This is a genomic window from Brachyspira sp., from assembly GCF_029258575.1.
In the GTDB taxonomy this organism is placed as follows: Bacteria; Spirochaetota; Brachyspiria; order Brachyspirales; family Brachyspiraceae; genus Brachyspira.
Genome location: NZ_JARHYI010000068.1, coordinates 1 through 18,208, shown reverse-complemented (window position 1 = coordinate 18,208; position 18,208 = coordinate 1). Strand labels below are relative to the sequence as shown.

Genomic DNA, 18,208 nt, shown 5'->3' with positions numbered 1-18,208 from the left:
CATTTTTTACTTTCGCTAGATTTGAAATATTTGATATTCTTGATGATTATAAAAAAGTACTTTATATGGATACTGATATGGTTATACAAAAAGATATATCAAATATTATAGATATAGATGATTCTTTTTCTGTATGCTACTATAAAAATGGAACTATACCATTACATTATAAAATGAGAGAATTTACATTAAATAAAATGAAAGAAAAATATAATATGGATATGATAAGAGCAATGGCAGGACTTTTTTTAATTAATGATAATTTTCCAAAATATGAAGAAGTTAAAGATTGGTGTTATAAGCAAATAAAAATATATGAATGTAATGATGAGGATATATTAAATATATGCTTACAAGAATTTAGTGTAGAAACCAATGTTTTAAGTGAACATTATAATTGTATGCCAGATTCAAATATTGTAAATGATGCCTATATAGTACACTCTTTAGGACCTGCCAAATTCTGGAGAGGAACTTACAATAAATTCTGGGAAGAAAACAATAAAATATGGATTGAAGCAGGTGGGAACCTCACCTATGAAGAAAATACAAAAAAAAGAAAATTGGTAGATAAAATAGTTTGGATTATACCTAATTATAATTTGAGAAATAAATTAAGAGGTTTTTTACTAAGAAAAATAGGACTTTCAGGAAGATAAAATACAAAAATAGGTAATTTTTAAGGATAAAAAATGCAAGATTATAATATATGTTTATGTTCAGATGAAAATTACGCTAAATATATGGCAGTTACTATAGCTTCTATATTAAAAAATGCTGATGAAGAAGAGAATATTATATTTCACATTATAGAAACTAATATTTCAGAAAATTCTAAAAATAAACTTCTTTCTTTAAAAAAAATAAAGAACTGTGAAATTAAATTTTATAGAGTAGAAAATAATAAATATAATAATCTTGCTATGTGTTTAAGATTATTAATACCAGAACTAATAAAAGATGCTGATAAAGTATTGTATTTAGATTCTGATATTATAGTTAATGGAAGTTTAAAAGAATTATTTAATATAGATATAAATGATTATTATGCATTAGTGGTTAAAGATTTATATGTTGATATAGATAAAGAACATAAAGAATTAATAGGAATAGGAAAAGATAAGACTTATTTTAATTCAGGCATGGTTTTATTAAATAATAGATTATGTATAAATGATAATATGACAAAAAAATTTTATCAATATTTTAATGAAAGTATAGGCAAATTAAAATATATTGATCAAGATATATTAAATTATTGTTTTGTAGATAAAGTAAAAATTATAGATAGAAAGTGGAATTTTTTACCATTTAGAGATTATAATATAAAATCAATTCATCCTACTAAAGAAGATGCTGTAATTATACATTTTGTTGCACATAAGCCTTGGAAAGCTAAAAAAGATAGAACATATTTTTTAGATGATTATTGGAGATATTATCAATATACTCCTTGGTTTTTTGAAGAACCTGTTACTGCTATTCAAACTATGATGCAGCAAAAGATTTATGATTATGAAGATATAAGATTTAGAAGTAATTATTTTAAATTCTTTGGTATATATGCTAATAGTTCTAAATTACAAATAGTTATTTTCGGAATAAGAATTACAATAGATGCTGTTGATTATAGAAATATAGCAAAAATAGCATGGTGGATACCAGTAAGAAAATGGCGTGAAGCTTTTAAAAATAAATTTAGATAATAATATTTATAAAAACTGTAATATACTCCAAAAAAAATTAAACATCAAAAGCTCTTTTAAAATCCTCACTCCACTTCCTAACTGGTATAAACAAAGCTATTTTATTGACGTTTTTTAAACTCATTTATATTCCACATACATGGAACATAACACTCATTTGATATAAAACATACATTTATGCCTACAATATTATATAATTTTTGAAAATACAACTTAAATATAATTTATAAAAACACATGTATACACATATTATATATTATTTTAATAAAAATACAATAAAATCACACTATATCTAAAGGCATTTTATTATTTGGTTTTGGAAATTCTTCATTTATAATTTTTATATCTTCATTATCTAGAATAATATTCTGAGAATTAATATTTTCTAAAATATGATTTTGATCCACACTTTTTGGTATAGGTATATAATTAGAAACTTGCATAATAAAAGCCAAAGCTATTTGAGAAACTGAAGCATTATGTTTTTTTGAAATTTCTATTAAAATCTTATTACTCAATAAATCTTTACCCAAATTACCAGACTGCGCCAAAGGACAATATGCCATTAAAGCGATATTTCTTTCTTTCATATAAGGTGCTAAACTAAAATCTACTCCCCTAGAATATAAATGATATAATACTTGATTAACAACGCATTTATCTCCATCTTTTACAGATTCTAATTCTTTCATATCATCTATATCAAAATTAGAAACTCCCCAATCTTTTATAAGTCCTTCATTTTTAGCTTTTTCCATACATTCAACAGTTTCTTTTAGAGCTACTCTTCCACGCCAATGAAGTAAATACATATTCAAGTAATCTAAATTTAAACGCTTCAATGATGCTTCTAAACTATTAAATATTTTATCCTTTCCAGCATTATGCGGATATACTTTAGAAACTATAAAAATATCTTCTCTTTTCAGCTGTGTATATTTTAATGCCTCTCCTACTATTTTTTCAGCCTCTCCGTTTCCATACATTTCTGCAGTATCAATTAACTTAATTCCATTTTTTAAAGAGAATATTATAGATTTTATTTCTTCTTCTCTTTTATTTTCATTTTCACCGATTCTCCAAGTACCTATTCCAAATTTAGGAATTTTATTTTTAGATTTTAATGTTATATAATTCATATAATATTCCTGTAATTTTCATTATTCCTTGCTTATATACAAAGTTCTCGAAGGGAATGCAAAACTTACTCCTAATTTATTAAATTCATCTACTATTTTATAATTTATCTCTTCTATTGTTTTAACAAATTCTTTATAATCAGGCATGGTTATATAATATATCACTTCAAAATTAAGAGATGAATCAGCAAACTCTAAAAACCTCACACTATAAAATTCCGTATTATTGGTATTTTCTATAATTTCCTGCACAATATTTGGTATTACTTTCAATTTTTCTAAAGGCGTAGAATATTCAACTCCTATCATCATATATTTTCTTCTTTTTTCTAAAACTCTATAATTCTGTATTCTTGAAGCAAGTAAATTGGTATTTGATATTAACAACTGTTCTCCGCTATTTCTTCTTATACGAGTAGATTTTATACCTATATATTCAACCGTACCCAAATCCTGATCTATCTGTATGAAATCTCCTTTAAGGAAAGGTTTATCAAATACTATAACAAAATAGTTGAATAAATCTGCTATTATACTTTGGGCAGCAAATGCAACGGCAACACCTCCTACTCCAAGTCCTGTTATGAAAGTATTAACATTAACACCCAAATTTGAAAGTATAGTTAAAAAACCTATTATCCATACCAAAGCCTTTATTATAGTAATAATTCCGTCAGATATGACAACATCTTTTTTGCTGGATAAATAATTATTTGTAAAGTTAGTAATCACATCGCATATAAGCATAGTTGCAAATATTATTATAAATACTACAACTAATTTTCCGAAATATCCGCTTGTTTCTTTTGGTAAAGTAAGTCCTATTCTTGCTATGGCTAAAGAAACTACAAGTATAATAGGCTTGGTTCTTTTTTTGATACTTTTAATTAAATCTGTAACAAAAGAACTTTGAAATTTATTATTCAATTTTGATAAAATTTTTAATAAAAACATTAACCCCAAGCGTATAGAAATCAAACTTATTATAAATATTCCTATAGCTATTAAATACTGAAATAATGAATTATTCCAAAACATAGTTTCTTTAAGATACTGCATATGTTCTCCTAATTTTTTATAAATTAAAAATTGATATTTTGATATAAAAACAATTTTTTTTAATATATTATAAACATTTATTTACAAAAAAGTAAAAATATCTTTGACATAAAAGAAATTATATATTAATATAAACAAAATGCCAAAACATAAAGGGGAAAAAATGAAAAAGATTATTATTATTTCCATTATTTCTGTTTTATTTGCTCTTGCATGCGGAGGACAAAAAACAGAAACTACTACTACAGATATTAATGCAGATACTAATGCAGCATCTGGAACATTAACTATTGATTTCCAAGCTATAATTGGTGAAACAAATAATAATGTAATAAGTAGTAATTCATATTTAAAAGTTACAGGTTCTTACGGAGATATAGACGGTAAAATAGATGCATCTACTGCAGCTTCTACTCCTTCAAGAACACCAGATCTATTGAATAAATACAGAGCAATAGATAATAATGTTTTAAATAACAGAATGGAAGTAAGTATGGGACAATTCTTATTATTCGGTACTGCTAATGCTTCTAGATATATTGATGACGGTATGTCTGGTTCTGGTATAGCTCAAAGAACAGTTGAGGGTACTACAGGTCCTAAAGTTACAGGAACAGGTATTACTAAAGATGCAGATGGTGTTATAACTATCAGATTCGTACATGCTGGCGGAAAAACTGTTGAGCCTTATTTATTTGAAATGAAATCAGATGCTAATGGTGTTTTCCAAATCGGTGCAGGAACTGAAAACTTCAAAAGAAGTGAGAGTGTTGTTACAAATGATGTTGATTTCAATACAGCTAATTTAATAGTAGATAAAGCTAAAGACGGAGTTACTTATTGGAAAGGCGATTTACAAGCTACTTTTGAAAATAATATTATCAAAATAACAGGTACTTTAACAGAAACTAAATAATAATAATTCTATATAAAAAAGAGTATGGTGCATTTTAGGTCATACTCTTTTTTTGTTTTAAATCATATAAAATCAAAATTTATCTATATCTATATTTTTAAACTCATTATCTATTAATATTTTTATATATTTAGCACCAAGTTTTTTTAATTCATTAATAGCTTCTATATAATAGTGATTTATATTAATAGCTTTATGTGCATCAGTATTTATAGTAATAGGTATATTTTTTTCCAATAATTTTTTTATAGTGTATTTGTTAGGGTAATGAGCATCAAGATTATTTTTATTCATAAGCTTAGTATTTATCTCAACTATACATCGGCTTTTTTCAATAACATCTATGACTTCATCCATCTTTTTTATATACCAATCTTCTTCTTCAGTAAAATATTCTTTATTTAAATTATATTTTCTAACCAAATCCAAATGCCCTATAATATCAGGTTTTTGATTTTCTATCATCTTTATAACATTATCATAATATCTATAAATTATCTCTTTTATACTTCCAAAATAATTTAAAGTATTATTAAAACTTTCTCTTGACATATCTATAGGAAAGTATGAACCTTTACTGTCATCTATATAATGCACAGAAGCTATTCTATAGTCAAGCCCCATTTCTTTATCAGTATCTTTATTTAAATTTGAATAATAATCTCCCTCTATTCCCAAATAAACTTGTATTTTATCTTTATAAATATCTTTAGCTTTCTTTACATGCTCCAAATATTTAATAGTATTTTCTTCAGACATAGAAGTATCATCTATATAAAAATGAGAATGTCCTGAAAAACCTAAACTTATCAAATTATTATCTATAGCATATTGTATATTTTCTTCTACAGTATTTTTACCATCGCAGTATATTGTATGCGTATGCAAATTGGATATATATTTCATTTTTATTCCCTTTTATTTAAAAGTAATATTTATTTAGATGCTTTAATTAAAGTATATAATAAAAAATATATTTTTAAATATTTAAATTTTTGTAGTTAATATATTTATTTGACAAAATAATTATTTAATATATAATTGCTTAAATCAATATTAAAGCTCGGGTGGTGGAATAGGTAGACACAACAGCTTGAGGTGCTGTCGGGTAACACCGTGCTGGTTCAAGTCCAGTCTCGAGCAAATATTTTTTATTATATTTCAATATCATTTATCATCTTTAACATTTTCTAATTTATTAACTATTACTTTATCTATTCTAGCTCCATCCATATCAACTATCTCTACATTAAGCCCCTTCCATTCTACAGCTTCTCCTTCGCTTGGTACATGCTGCAGCAGTTCCAATATAAGTCCGCTTATAGTATTATAATGATTAGAAGCATTCTCATCTTCTATTTCAAAATACTCTAAAAAATCATACATAGGACATTGACCGTCTACAAACCAGCCTCCATTCTTCCTCTTTTTTATATCTTTACTATCCTTTCCATTGGATATAGAACCCACTAAAGCAGCAAATATATCACTTTGAGTAACCATTCCATCTATATTACCAAATTCATCAGATATAAGTCCTATTTTTGTCTTATTCTTTTTCATCTCTTCAAGCACCAAATAAACTTCCATATTGTTATGAAAGTAATTAGCCTTTTTTACAAATTTTTCTATTTTTGACTTTGAAGTATTCAGCTTATCAAATATATCTGTAACTCTTACAACACCTAATATATTATCCAAATTATTATCAACTACAGGATATGCTGAAAAAGAATTGTTTGATATTATCTTTTTTATCTCATCATTAGACATATTAATATCTAAAAATACTATATCATTTCTATGAGTCATTATGGATTCTATTTTTCTATCTCCCAAAAAGAAAGCTCTCTCTATAATATCCTGTTCTATTTCTTTAACTTCTCCGCCCTGTCTTCCTTCCTCTATCATAGATTTTATTTCTTCTTCAGTGATAGGGATTTTATCATCTTTTATACCTAATATTCTTGATACTAATAATGCACTATTTGAAAGCACCCAAACAAAAGGAGCAGCTATCTTTGCAAGTATTGTCATAGGAGCAGCAACTACCTTCGCTATTCTTTCAGGCATTAGCATTCCAACCCTTTTTGGTACAAGCTCCCCAAATATCAATGTAAGATAAGTAACCAATGCCACTACCAATACTTGAGATATTATAGGAGCATAAATTTCTGGTACATTTATTTTTAATAGTAAAGTTGATAATTCTTTAGCAACTGTATCCCCTGAATATATACCTGTTAATATACCTATTAAAGTTATTCCTATCTGTATAGTAGATAAAAATTTATCAGGACTATCAGCCAAAGCTAATGCAATTTTTGCACCTTTATTTCCATCTTTACCGTCTTTCATAAGTGAAGATTTTCTTGCAGATATTACTGCTATTTCAGACATGGCAAATATGCCATTTAAAAGTATTAACACTATTATTATTATAATATCCATTTTTATTTATCCTTATAAAAAATTATTTTTTTGATTTAGTTTTAATGAAAATAATTTTATAATTTAAGAATAAAAAAACAGAAATTATCTTTGATATATGTTTTATTAATGGAATAAAATATGATATGTATCAAATTATTGTATGTACTGAAAGTATTTATCCTTAAAAAAAATTTTAACTTAATGATTTATACTTTAATTCTAACATAAACATATAAAACTTCAAGTATTTGTAAAGAAAAATTACTATAAAAAAACATGAATATTTTAAAATATTTATTATGTTAACTAAAAATGTATTTCATAATCCATATTCTTATAATATAAAAAAACATTGACAAAATGAAATCATTTTAGTATATTATAAAAAATTAACAATAAATTAATAAAGGAAAAATTTAATGAACAATAAAAAAGCAAAAGCTATATTACTATTATCTGGCGGATTAGACAGTACACTAGTAGGAGCTATACTAAAAAGAGAAAATATTGATGTGATTGCTTTAAGATTTGTTACAGGATTGGAATATGCTGTTATAAAAGAGGAACTTATGGATATATATAATGATGATCCTGCTAAAAAGGCAGCGGATTTTCTCAATATACCTATAAGATTTGTTTCTTTAAAAGATGTTTATTTGGATATGTTTTTAAATCCAAAATACGGATATGGAAGTGCTATTAATCCATGCTTGGATTGTCATATATTAATGCTTAAAACAGCCAAAAAAATAATGGAAGATGAAGGCTTTGATTTTATAGCTACTGGAGAGGTAAAAGGACAAAGACCTATGAGTCAGAAATCTCAGGATTTGATAAATGCTATTAAAGAAAGTGGGCTTGAAGGAAAATTATTAAGACCCTTATCAGCAAAATTACTCCCTATCACTGAGGCAGAAGAGAAAGGTCTTATAAATAGAGATAATCTTTATGATATATATGGAAGAAGCAGAAATGTTCAAATGAAATTGGCGGAAGAATTTGGTATAACAGACTACCCTATTCCAGCAGGTGCAGGATGTTCTATAGTTGATAAAGGATATGCTAGGAGATACAATGATTTAGTTTCTAATAATGGAAAAGAAATATTAAATATAGAACTTATGCAGTATTTAGCTATAGGAAGACATATAAGAATGAATAAAGATGTTAAACTTCTTCTTGGAAGAAATGAAAAAGAAAATGATGCTTTGGAAAATAGAGTAAGAAAAAATTGTATAGTGTTAAAGCCTAATTATAATAGAGGACCTTTAGGATATTTGGAAATATATAGTAATATAGAGTATGTAGATAAAGATATAATTTATAAATCGGCTATGATAATGGGATATTTTTCAAAAGAAGAAAAAGAAACTTTATCTATAACCGCCTCATATTATAATGCTGATAAAGAATATAAAAATGAAATTATAGAAATAAATAATCAAGAATCTAAAAATACTCAATTTGAACAGATAGTGTAAAATAGTAATGCCCTTCTAAATTTGCATTTAAAAGGGCATCACTATAACTTTTAGGATATTTTTATTTAACTTACTTTCTTATCGGAATAAATATAACTATCTTTATAGGCTGGTATCTTTTTTATTTCAGCTAAAGCCTTTTGAGCTTCTTCGCGAGTTTCATACCTTCCTATTTTTAACTTATACATCATCTTTCCATCATACATAGTTTCTTCTTTAATAAAAGCTTTTGGGAATTTAGATTTTAAACTATCTCTTTCAGAATATGTATTAGCCTTATCATAACCAACTGCAACTTGTATAAAATATATAGAATCAACAGAAGAACTTCTAGTATAAGGCACTCTTGTGGAACTGCTGCTATTATTTGCTGCAGAAGATTTTATAGGTTCTATACTAGCCAATTGCTGATGTGGAGTATAAGTTGTATTAGGAGCTAATCCTGCTGTATCTTTCTCTTTTATATTTTTATTAATGGCATCTAATTCAGAAGCTAAATTTTGAGTATATTCATTATATCTGTCTGCAGAACTATTTCCTTCTCTTATAATACTATTATTATTATTATTAACTGCATCATATTCACTTAATGCTATAAAATCCTCATTAGGCATATCAACAGTACTTGCCTCAGTTGTCATATTTTCAGTATCCTGAGCATTTCTCATTAAAGCAGAAATAGAATCATCAGTATTATTATTAATATGAACAGGCTTTGAACCGCCCAAATGAAAACCTATTACAAATATAAATAAAATTAAAGCAACACTGCTTATAGAAAATATCAATAATCTTATAGGGGTAAAATTAACTATATAAAGAGTTTTTCTCTTGCCAAAATGACTATTAATAGAAGAGCTTTTTTCTTCTGTGTTTTGATTTTGATTTAACTCCATAATACCTTCCTAATTTTTTTGAGATTATAATTAAATGACTATAATCTTTCATATTATATATTAGAATATCGGCATTGAGTTTATTATTTTTAACATCTCTTTGCATTTTTAATCTTTTTCTAGCATCTAGTTCAGAAATATTTCTAGTTTTTTTCATTCTCTTGATAATGTCTGATGTTTTGGCATTAACATATATTAAACTATTGCACATGAAACGAATTTTACTTCTCATAATAAGTGCTGCCTCTATAACAACATCTTTATCTGTAGAATCTATCAATTCTTTTACTTTATTTTCTATATAAGGATAATTTATTTCCTCTAATCTCTTTAATTTTTTGAAATTATTAAATACGATAGCACCTAATTTTTTTCTGTCTATATTATTATTTTCATCTAATATATCAGATGAGAATTCTTTTACTATGTTTTCTTTATTATTAATCAAAGCCTCATGCCCTATCAAATCGACATCAATATATAAAGCATTCATTTCTTTTGCAAGCATTTTAGAAAATGAACTTTTTCCAGAACATATAAGTCCGTATATACCTATAATATTTTTTTCCATAACTATATACTTTTTTAATTAATAACATTAGTATTAGTACTTTGAGCTGCAGTATTAGTTATATAAGGCATAACTATTTGATTTAAATTCACCTTATTCAAAAGTCTTCCATCTATAAGTTTTGCCAAAGAAACATTTTCATCTGCTGTTATAACTTTGAGCATACCTATGGCACTATTATATCCTATTGAAGCTAAATCAGTAGCTGCTGAAACTGTATCATAAATAAGTAAATTCATATTATTGGTAATACCCTGCCGTCTTCCAGCATTTATATATATATTATCATTATGAATCTTTATAACCTTAGAATAGAAAGGAATAATATTATTAATAACTCTTCCCGTCATAACAGCAGCACCCATTATTTTTTCTCTTCCTTTAGTCATAACAGTAAAATTGGTAATAACCTTTTCACTTTTAACATCAACCAAATCAAGCATTATAGTAAATGTATCATTATTTTGGAAAGTTGATCCTTTTAAATAGTAATCAACATTTCTATTATTTAATTCTCTGTATAAATCTCTTGTATCATAATAGTTTGTATAAATATCCAATACTTTAAATCTTCCAAATTGAGGAAGCACATATGATAATGTTTGATACAATGAAGTATTCAAAAACATAGGACTATCTTTTTGAGCTGTAATAGTATCAGCTATAGCAACTGTAAAACCGGGAGTTTCTATATTATATTGATCTATACCCCATGATTTTGACACTATATTTTTATCTAATTTTCTTTTATAACTATCATATTTATATATAATAGATTTCTCTTCAGGATTAACATTTTTAGCTATTTCTAATTCTTCTAAAGATTTTTCTTCAAGTCCCATCCTTCTATAAACATCTGAAAGCATTAATCTTGCAAAGGTATTAGCAGGATTCAATCTTAACATATGTTTCAAATAAGCCTGAGCTCTAACATTATCAGCAAGTCTGCTATAGTATGAAGCTAAATTAGCATAATATAAAGCTGCTCTATCTCTCTCATAATCAGGAGTAGGATTAGTATGAAGAAGTACTCTCTCATAAGCAAGCCTTCCTAATTCATCTTCAGGCTTTGTTCTTAAATAATTAATATATGAGTTTTTAGCCCTTAAATAATTATTGGCTCCCTCATAAACATTTCCTATATAATAATATTTAGAATTATTTGGAAAACTTGTATCAGGCATATAATCCAATATTGCAATAGCATCATCATATTTATTCATAGAGATAAATATATTCGCCTTCAATATTTTAGCATCACTATAATTTGTATAATAAAATAAAGAGTTATTAACTTCATCTAAAGCAGAATTATACTGTTTATTCAAATAATGATAATTTGCTAAATGATAATAAGACTCGGCTAATCTAGGATTATTAGTAATATTTTCATCAAATAAATTTAAAGCAGTTTCATTACTTCCTTTAGCAAGATATAAATATGCTAAAGCAACAGTTGCCTCAGGTCTTACCCTATTTATAACTCTAGCTCTTTCATACATACTCATAGCTGTTTTATAATATCCAGCTCTCTCACTAAGTACGCCTTCTGCATAATTGGCAAAATAATTTTTACTATCCAATTTTTTAATAGTACTAATTGTAGTTCTAGCCTCTGAATTTCTATTATTTATAAGTTCTATATTTAATTTTCTTTCAAATAATCTATAATTTCTAGAATGATATCTTTCAGCATCGGATATTAAAGTTTCTGCCATAACAAAATTATTGAGTTTTATATAATTATCTATTAATAAAAGATATGTATCCAAATCGCTTGGCTTGACATTAATGGATTCTAATACTCTTATGGAATCTTCATATTTTCTTTCACCATACAATTTCAAAGCATTTTCTACTGTATTTTGGGAAAAAGCAGAAAAACTATATATTAAAAAAATTAAAAGACTTAATGATAATCTTCTTTTAAAAATATTTTTCTTCATATTAAAAAAACACCTTATCTTATAGTATTCCTTGCCTGTATTTGTCTTCTCAAGAAAGCAGGCTTCTCCAAATCATTATCAATAGTAGCAGTCTCTCCAAATATAGACATTTTAGAACCCATTTTATTGTGCTTATCCATATAATCATCCGATACTATATCAAATGGTCTTTTAGTATAATCAGAATGAGGATTATTGTGTTTTTCTTCCTCTTCAAAACGCATATCTTCTCTTATTCTTTCTGAGGTTTTTAAATTAATAGCTTCTTCTTCAGAATATTCTCCCTCTTTATTATTTATTATAGTTCTATTAAATCTTTCTACTGCATTATTATCATTATTTTCAATTATATTAGAAAATCTATTTGTTTTGCTTATTAAAGGTTTCTTAAGATTTCTTATATTATTTTCAAATCTATTATTTTTTTCTTCTATTATAGATTCTATATTAGACTCATTATTATTAGAATGGATTTTCTCTTTATTTTCTATATTTCTTACTTCTTCCTTATTTTCTGCAATCTCTTTAACTTTATTAACTTCTTTTACTTCATTGTTTGTTTCTTTTTCTAATTTTTCTTCTATTTTTATTTCCTGTTTAACTTCCTCAGTTTTAGGTTCTTCTTTTGCATATTTAGAAGTTTCAAGTTCAACTTCCTTTTCCTGATGAGATTCTTTAATTATGGTATTAATATCATCTATTTCGCTTATATTTTCAGCCCTGTTATCTGATAATATTTTACTTTCAGCAATAACTTTTTCATTAATTTCTACTTTATTAATATCTATTTTATTTTCTAATCTATTATTATCAGCAGATGAATCATTAACAATATTATCATTAACAATATTGCTATCATTAGAAATTTTGGAATTACTTCCGAATATATTGTTGGCATGAGAATCCATATCTTTATTCTCATTGTCGTTTCTAGTATTTGCATCAAAACCTGTAGCAACTATTGTAACTATAATTTCATCTTTAAGTTCTTCTTTAGGACAAACCCCTATCTTTATATTAGCATTTTCATTAGCATAATTATTAATGGTTTTGCTGGCCTCTCTATACTCTTTCATAGCAAAATCTTTAGGGCAAACTATATTAGCAAGTATACCTCTAGCATTTTTAATACTTGATACATCTAAAAGAGGATTTTCAAATGCATTAGTGATAGCTTTTTGAAGTCTGTCATCTCCTTTACCTACACCTATACCTAAATGAGCTCTTCCATTAGAAAGAGATATCATAGTTTTCACATCGGCAAAGTCAACATTTATAAATCCTGTCTGAGTGATTATATCAGATATTCCCTGTACACCCTGACGAAGTATATCATCTACAACAGATAAAGCCTGTTCATAGCTGTAATTATCCATATCAACCATATCATATAGGTTTTCATTAGGTATTATTATAAGGGAATCAACTACTGTAAGCATTTTATCTATTCCAGATTCAGCTCTATTCATCTTTAATTTTCCCTCATAATCAAAAGGCTTAGTAACAACACCTATAGTTAAAGCACCTGCCTTTTTAGCAGCCTCTGCAACTACTGGACTTGCACCTGTTCCAGTACCTCCTCCGAAACTGCTTGCAATAAATACTAAATTGGCTCCGCTTACTATCTCTTCTATTTTAGCAATATCCTCTCTAGCAGCTTCAGCACCTTTTTCTGGATCTGTACCAGCACCCAAACCTTGAGTTACTCTGTCTCCTAAAACTATCCTAGTAGAAGCATTAGAACGAGATAATGCCTGTGAATCTGTATTCATAGCGATAAATTCTACATTTTCTAAACCTTCTTCTATCATTCTATTTACAGCATTACATCCTCCATTACCTACTCCGATTACTTTTATCACTGTATCTAATGATGAAGAATTATTATTAAATATCATTTTTTCGCTCCCTTTAATGTTATCTGCCAATTCTATGCGATAGTTAGGATTCATGCAAAATCTCCCTTACCTATATAATATAAACATATTTCAATAAACATAATTATATTAACATAATTGTCAAATTCTGCAAGTAGCAAAAATAAAAAAAATATGTTATTATGTTAATCGGAATTTTTTATTCTTTAATAAGAAAAAAATATTATGTTAATTATTATATTTGTATTATTTCAATTTAAATATATACTAATAGATAATTAATATTAATTATAAAAACAACAATAAAAGAGAATATTTATGAACATACATATACATACTTTTGGATGCAGATTAAATCAATATGAAAGTGAGAAAATATCATATGAATTAAAAAATATGGGAGCGAATATCACTGAATTGAATAATGCTGAAGCTATAGCTATAAATACATGCACAGTTACAAACGACAGTGATAAAAAGTTAATTGCATATTTAGAAAAATTAGAAGATTTAAAAAATAAAAAAGTATTTCTAATAGGATGCTATGTATCAAAAAAAGATAAAGATTCTTCTATTTTAAAAGACAATATAATACTTATTCCAAATGATAAAAAAGAAGAAGCTTCTGAGATAATATTCAATACAATGCATAATGACTCTAATAAAAAAATGGATAATCCTATATTCTTCCCTCAGGAGCAAAGCAGAGCTTATTTGAAAATACAAGACGGATGTGATGTTTTCTGTACTTATTGTATAGTTTCAAGAGTAAGAGGACATCATAGAAGTGTAGAACCTAAAAAAATATATGAAGCAATAAAAATAGCTAATGATTTCAATTATAAAGAGATTGTGCTTACTGGGCTTAATTTGGGTTCATACAATTATAATAATGAAATAAAATTCTCAAAAATCGTTCAAAATATATTGGAACATTCTTCAAAATACGGCATTAGAATAAGACTTTCATCTACAGAACCTATTTACTTCGATGATGAACTTATAAACTTATTCAAAAATGATGATGTACTTTGTCCGCATGCTCATATACCTTTACAGTCTGGAAGTAATAAAATACTTACTTTTATGAATAGAAGATACACAAGAGAAGATTATATAAATATCATAGAAAAACTATACAAAGTTAATTCTAATATGTCTATAAGTAGCGATGTTATGGCTGGTTTTCCTCATGAGGACAATAATGATTTTGATGATACTTATGATGTATGCGAAAAATCTAAATTCATAAAAATGCATATATTCAGATATTCCAACAGAGAGAACACTCCTTCATCAAAAATGGACGGACAAGTGGGATACAGAGCTAAATTAAAAAGAGCTAAAACATTAAATGATTTAAACAATAAACTTAAAGATTCATACTACAAAAATGCTGAAAAAAGAAATTTAAAAATAATAATAGAAAAAGATTTAAAAGATAATAATTATATAGGTACAAGTGCTGAATATATAAAATGCAAATTATATTCTGAAACTCCTTTAAGCAAAAAAGAACTTATATCAACAAAGGCATTGAAATATGAAAAAGGTATTATGATTTGCGGGTGAATATATTAACAGAAAAATAAATCACCTTTACAATTATTTATTATAACTATATCTTTTATTAATGGTTTATTCTTTAATATTTTATTATTTGATATATTATTAATCATATCATATAGGCTCTGAATAATGGCAGTGTAAATTCTGTATAAATACTAGAAACTTTTACCATATATTCTAAGGTTACTATAAAATTAAATAAATAAGAATTTGAAAGTAACTTCCAATTATAATTACTATTAAGTATAATATTTTTAGGTATAATAGGAAGATTTAATAATTGACGGCATAAAATTCTTGAATGATATATAGATCTATTTATTATTTCAGTTATAGCAAATAATCAGCTTTTTAAATATTTACAATGGTATAAATTCATATTATTAGTTATTAAAGTTTGCAATTTTTTTTCAGAAGAAGAATAAAATTTTGATAATGTGCCTAAACTCATTATTTCAACACTTATCCAAATTGATATTTTATCATCATTAGAATATTCTTCTCTATAATGATTTATGAATATCTCTTTTGAATGCGAAACTTCTTTATTTATTCCACTATTTACATTATTATAATTTAATTAGCAAATGGAGCATTATCATATACATCTAAAAAATTTCTAGCTATAATATTTCCCATATATATTTCTATATAAGAAATGCAAGAAAATAAAAGCTGTCTTATTTGCACATCATATTTAAAAATCTCAAAAATTTCCTCAAAACTTGTCTTTTACTTCTAATAAAACTTTTCTTATCCTTTTTGTTTGTACATTACCTATCCTATCCCTTTTTTTAATCATAATATCCATAAAAAATATTTTATTATTTTTCCTATAACAAAATATTCTAATATCATGATATCTTATTTCCCATATATCATTTTCCAATTTTTTATAAAGTTTTTTAGGCGGATTTTTATTGTTAGAAATAAAATTCAAAATATGATTAATTTTATCATACAGAACTTTCTTTCTAACAATTTCATTGTCTATAAACTTTTTTACTTCATCATAGCAATATATTTTTATATTATTGTATGATAATAAATATTTTAGCATATAAAATCCTCCTTCTTCTTATAAAATATAATATATGATATAAAAGTATGGAAAATTATTCCAAATCCAAACATCATTATTATAGTATTCATATTAAAATGAATATACCCTTTTAAATTCAAAGCATATATAATTCCATAATAAATAAAATTAATAATAATAGAATTTATGAGATTATATATTGTTTTTCCATAGCCTATAAATATGTTATCAGGTATAATTGATAATGCATAAAATATATAAAAAGGGGATAATTTTAATACTATCAAATAAACTTCATTATAGTTTTCAAGTTTTTCAACATACTTGAAAAATATATCTGAGAATAAAACTAATACAGTTCCTAAAATAATTATAATAAATATGATTCTAAAATAATTAGAAACTTGTGTATTTTTTTTCTCTTTACAATTTGTTTTTATAACTTCATTCAAAGCTATTACAGGTATTAACAGCCAATTCCATATAAAATTATTTGCAACCCAATAATTTCCCTGCTCGGCTACTAGATTAACCATCTTAACTATCATTAATGCATATATGATATTATCTATAAGTATTTGCAGTGAAGAAAATATACCTATTTTAAAGTATGATAGAAATATCATTTTATCATTTTTATCAAACCATGATATTTTAATAAAACCTTTTTTGATCAAAATAATAATTCCTAATATTCCCATAACTGAATTAATAATTATATTTGAATATGCTATACCAAAAGCACTAAATTTTGATATTAAATTCAAATCCAATATTATAAGAAGTAAAGTTTTTACAACAGCAAATATTATAAAAGCCTTATATAATTCTTTTGATACTATAACTATATTTACAGAAGTAATAATAAATCCTATTACAAATGCTATAGTTTCTAAATTTAAATACTTAGTAACAGAATCAATATCTGCTTCACTTACACTCATAAATACTATCAGATTTCTTGAGATTATATAAACTATCATGGAAAATATAGAATATAAAATAAAACCTGACAAAAAAACTTTAAAAGTAATTTTTGAAAAATTTTCCTCATTATTATTTATAACTCTATTAAAAATAGCATATAAAGGTATATGCAAAAACGCCAGCAATATTTCATTAATTAAATCAAACCATTCAAGATGCACTATAATATTAAATACAGATGAATCAAATGAAATTGAAACTATCATAGTTCTTATAGTTTGATATAATGCAGGAAATAAAGATAAAGATATCAATGAAAAGTACAGTTTATAATTAAAATCTTTAAAACTGAAAAATCTTTTAATCATTTATATTCTCCTTAATAATTAATTATTTTCTATCGAGTATTTCTTTTATTTCTTTTCTATTGAATCTTACCCAAATTTTACTCCATTCAGCCCATTCATATATACGTTTATACTCTTTAGAATTTCTTCTATACATATCTTTAGCCTCTTGTTCCTTAGAAGCCATTACATCTTTCATCTTATCAATAAAATTTGCTCTGACTTTATCACTCGGATCATAATATTTAATAATTTTATCAAGATAATCAAGAAGCTTATCATGATCTCTATCTAATGCC

General features: G+C 25.4%; 17 protein-coding genes, 1 tRNA gene and 1 pseudogene. 6 read left to right on the top strand and 13 right to left on the bottom strand.

The features are described from left to right. Both Q1J76_RS05450 and Q1J76_RS05445 read left to right on the top strand, forming a co-directional pair. The coding region (locus tag Q1J76_RS05450) for a glycosyltransferase (protein WP_300367945.1) at window positions 1–659 on the top strand (659 nt) is incomplete at its 5' end. A gap of 33 nt (window positions 660–692) precedes the next feature. After that, window positions 693–1,706, top strand: a complete 1,014-nt coding sequence (locus Q1J76_RS05445) for a glycosyltransferase family 8 protein (protein ID WP_300367942.1) — start codon at window positions 693–695, stop codon at window positions 1,704–1,706. Between the two features lie 281 nt (window positions 1,707–1,987). On the opposite strand, the gene Q1J76_RS05440 is transcribed toward Q1J76_RS05445, so the two are convergent. Together Q1J76_RS05440 and Q1J76_RS05435 are read right to left on the bottom strand one after the other, a co-directional pair. Further along, window positions 1,988–2,845 (bottom strand): aldo/keto reductase, encoded by an 858-nt coding sequence (locus Q1J76_RS05440; protein ID WP_300367939.1) that lies wholly within the window; start codon window positions 2,843–2,845, stop codon window positions 1,988–1,990. A 21-nt stretch (window positions 2,846–2,866) separates the two neighbouring features. Beyond that, complete coding sequence (locus Q1J76_RS05435) at window positions 2,867–3,904, bottom strand: mechanosensitive ion channel family protein (RefSeq protein WP_300367936.1); 1,038 nt, start codon at window positions 3,902–3,904, stop codon at window positions 2,867–2,869. 163 nt (window positions 3,905–4,067) lie between these two features. Between Q1J76_RS05435 and Q1J76_RS05430 the strand changes: the two genes are divergently transcribed. After that, entirely contained in the window at window positions 4,068–4,820 is a 753-nt protein-coding gene (locus tag Q1J76_RS05430; RefSeq protein WP_300367933.1) for a hypothetical protein, read from the top strand. A 72-nt stretch (window positions 4,821–4,892) separates the two neighbouring features. Here the strand turns inward: Q1J76_RS05430 and Q1J76_RS05425 are convergent, their stop codons facing one another. Then, window positions 4,893–5,726 carry a histidinol-phosphatase gene (locus tag Q1J76_RS05425; protein ID WP_300367930.1) on the bottom strand — a complete coding sequence of 278 codons (834 nt, stop codon included), beginning with the start codon at window positions 5,724–5,726 and terminating at the stop codon, window positions 4,893–4,895. Between the two features lie 155 nt (window positions 5,727–5,881). On the opposite strand from Q1J76_RS05425, the gene Q1J76_RS05420 reads away from it, so the two are divergent. After that, window positions 5,882–5,963, top strand: a tRNA-Leu gene (locus tag Q1J76_RS05420). A 24-nt stretch (window positions 5,964–5,987) separates the two neighbouring features. Here the strand turns inward: Q1J76_RS05420 and Q1J76_RS05415 are convergent. Then, on the bottom strand, window positions 5,988–7,271 hold the full coding sequence (locus Q1J76_RS05415) for a hemolysin family protein (RefSeq protein WP_300367927.1): 1,284 nt from the start codon (window positions 7,269–7,271) through the stop codon (window positions 5,988–5,990). 401 nt (window positions 7,272–7,672) lie between these two features. On the opposite strand from Q1J76_RS05415, the gene Q1J76_RS05410 reads away from it, so the two are divergent. Then, complete coding sequence (locus Q1J76_RS05410) at window positions 7,673–8,734, top strand: thiamine biosynthesis protein (protein WP_300367924.1); 1,062 nt, start codon at window positions 7,673–7,675, stop codon at window positions 8,732–8,734. 65 nt (window positions 8,735–8,799) lie between these two features. On the opposite strand, the gene Q1J76_RS05405 is transcribed toward Q1J76_RS05410, so the two are convergent. Genes Q1J76_RS05405 through ftsZ form a run of 4 tightly spaced genes read right to left on the bottom strand, consistent with a single transcriptional unit; the run spans window position 8,800 to window position 14,099 of the window. Continuing rightward, on the bottom strand, window positions 8,800–9,630 hold the full coding sequence (locus Q1J76_RS05405) for an SPOR domain-containing protein (protein WP_300367921.1): 831 nt from the start codon (window positions 9,628–9,630) through the stop codon (window positions 8,800–8,802). After that, window positions 9,581–10,201 carry a dephospho-CoA kinase gene (coaE, locus tag Q1J76_RS05400; RefSeq protein ID WP_300367918.1) on the bottom strand — a complete coding sequence of 207 codons (621 nt, stop codon included), beginning with the start codon at window positions 10,199–10,201 and terminating at the stop codon, window positions 9,581–9,583. Before coaE ends, Q1J76_RS05405 begins: the two co-directional genes overlap by 50 nt. 14 nt (window positions 10,202–10,215) lie before the next feature. After that, window positions 10,216–12,147 carry a tetratricopeptide repeat protein gene (locus Q1J76_RS05395; RefSeq protein WP_300367915.1) on the bottom strand — a complete coding sequence of 644 codons (1,932 nt, stop codon included), beginning with the start codon at window positions 12,145–12,147 and terminating at the stop codon, window positions 10,216–10,218. Between the two features lie 14 nt (window positions 12,148–12,161). Next, complete coding sequence (gene ftsZ, locus Q1J76_RS05390; RefSeq protein WP_300367913.1) at window positions 12,162–14,099, bottom strand: cell division protein FtsZ; 1,938 nt, start codon at window positions 14,097–14,099, stop codon at window positions 12,162–12,164. A gap of 243 nt (window positions 14,100–14,342) precedes the next feature. On the opposite strand from ftsZ, the gene Q1J76_RS05385 reads away from it, so the two are divergent. After that, the gene (locus Q1J76_RS05385; RefSeq protein ID WP_300367910.1) at window positions 14,343–15,596 is read left to right on the top strand and encodes a MiaB/RimO family radical SAM methylthiotransferase; all 1,254 of its coding nucleotides are present in this window, start codon (window positions 14,343–14,345) and stop codon (window positions 15,594–15,596) included. Between the two features lie 340 nt (window positions 15,597–15,936). Here Q1J76_RS05385 and Q1J76_RS12490 read toward each other — a convergent pair. From Q1J76_RS12490 to Q1J76_RS05370, 5 genes and pseudogenes are all read right to left on the bottom strand, one after another. Then, window positions 15,937–16,149 (bottom strand): annotated as a pseudogene (locus Q1J76_RS12490) (Abi family protein); the annotation flags it as partial. A gap of 20 nt (window positions 16,150–16,169) precedes the next feature. Then, complete coding sequence (locus tag Q1J76_RS12485) at window positions 16,170–16,283, bottom strand: hypothetical protein (protein WP_367182079.1); 114 nt, start codon at window positions 16,281–16,283, stop codon at window positions 16,170–16,172. Between the two features lie 28 nt (window positions 16,284–16,311). Next, window positions 16,312–16,653, bottom strand: a complete 342-nt coding sequence (locus tag Q1J76_RS05380) for a type II toxin-antitoxin system RelE/ParE family toxin (RefSeq protein WP_300367907.1) — start codon at window positions 16,651–16,653, stop codon at window positions 16,312–16,314. Next, the gene (locus tag Q1J76_RS05375) at window positions 16,647–17,930 is read right to left on the bottom strand and encodes a hypothetical protein (protein WP_300367905.1); all 1,284 of its coding nucleotides are present in this window, start codon (window positions 17,928–17,930) and stop codon (window positions 16,647–16,649) included. Before Q1J76_RS05375 ends, Q1J76_RS05380 begins: the two co-directional genes overlap by 7 nt. A 22-nt stretch (window positions 17,931–17,952) precedes the next feature. Beyond that, window positions 17,953–18,208: hypothetical protein (locus Q1J76_RS05370; RefSeq protein ID WP_300367902.1), on the bottom strand; the 256-nt coding region annotated here is incomplete at its 5' end.

Excerpts from the sequence above, each read along its gene's own strand:
- Q1J76_RS05445 (WP_300367942.1), top strand. The coding sequence starts at position 693 with ATGCAAGATTATAATATATGTTTATGTTCAGATGAAAATTACGCTAAA.
- Q1J76_RS05440 (WP_300367939.1), bottom strand. The coding sequence starts at position 2,845 with ATGAATTATATAACATTAAAATCTAAAAATAAAATTCCTAAATTTGGA.
- Q1J76_RS05435 (WP_300367936.1), bottom strand. The coding sequence starts at position 3,904 with ATGCAGTATCTTAAAGAAACTATGTTTTGGAATAATTCATTATTTCAG.
- Q1J76_RS05430 (WP_300367933.1), top strand. The coding sequence starts at position 4,068 with ATGAAAAAGATTATTATTATTTCCATTATTTCTGTTTTATTTGCTCTT.
- Q1J76_RS05425 (WP_300367930.1), bottom strand. The coding sequence starts at position 5,726 with ATGAAATATATATCCAATTTGCATACGCATACAATATACTGCGATGGT.
- Q1J76_RS05415 (WP_300367927.1), bottom strand. The coding sequence starts at position 7,271 with ATGGATATTATAATAATAATAGTGTTAATACTTTTAAATGGCATATTT.
- Q1J76_RS05410 (WP_300367924.1), top strand. The coding sequence starts at position 7,673 with ATGAACAATAAAAAAGCAAAAGCTATATTACTATTATCTGGCGGATTA.
- Q1J76_RS05405 (WP_300367921.1), bottom strand. The coding sequence starts at position 9,630 with ATGGAGTTAAATCAAAATCAAAACACAGAAGAAAAAAGCTCTTCTATT.
- coaE (WP_300367918.1), bottom strand. The coding sequence starts at position 10,201 with ATGGAAAAAAATATTATAGGTATATACGGACTTATATGTTCTGGAAAA.
- Q1J76_RS05395 (WP_300367915.1), bottom strand. The coding sequence starts at position 12,147 with ATGAAGAAAAATATTTTTAAAAGAAGATTATCATTAAGTCTTTTAATT.
- ftsZ (WP_300367913.1), bottom strand. The coding sequence starts at position 14,099 with ATGAATCCTAACTATCGCATAGAATTGGCAGATAACATTAAAGGGAGC.
- Q1J76_RS05385 (WP_300367910.1), top strand. The coding sequence starts at position 14,343 with ATGAACATACATATACATACTTTTGGATGCAGATTAAATCAATATGAA.
- Q1J76_RS05380 (WP_300367907.1), bottom strand. The coding sequence starts at position 16,653 with ATGCTAAAATATTTATTATCATACAATAATATAAAAATATATTGCTAT.
- Q1J76_RS05375 (WP_300367905.1), bottom strand. The coding sequence starts at position 17,930 with ATGATTAAAAGATTTTTCAGTTTTAAAGATTTTAATTATAAACTGTAC.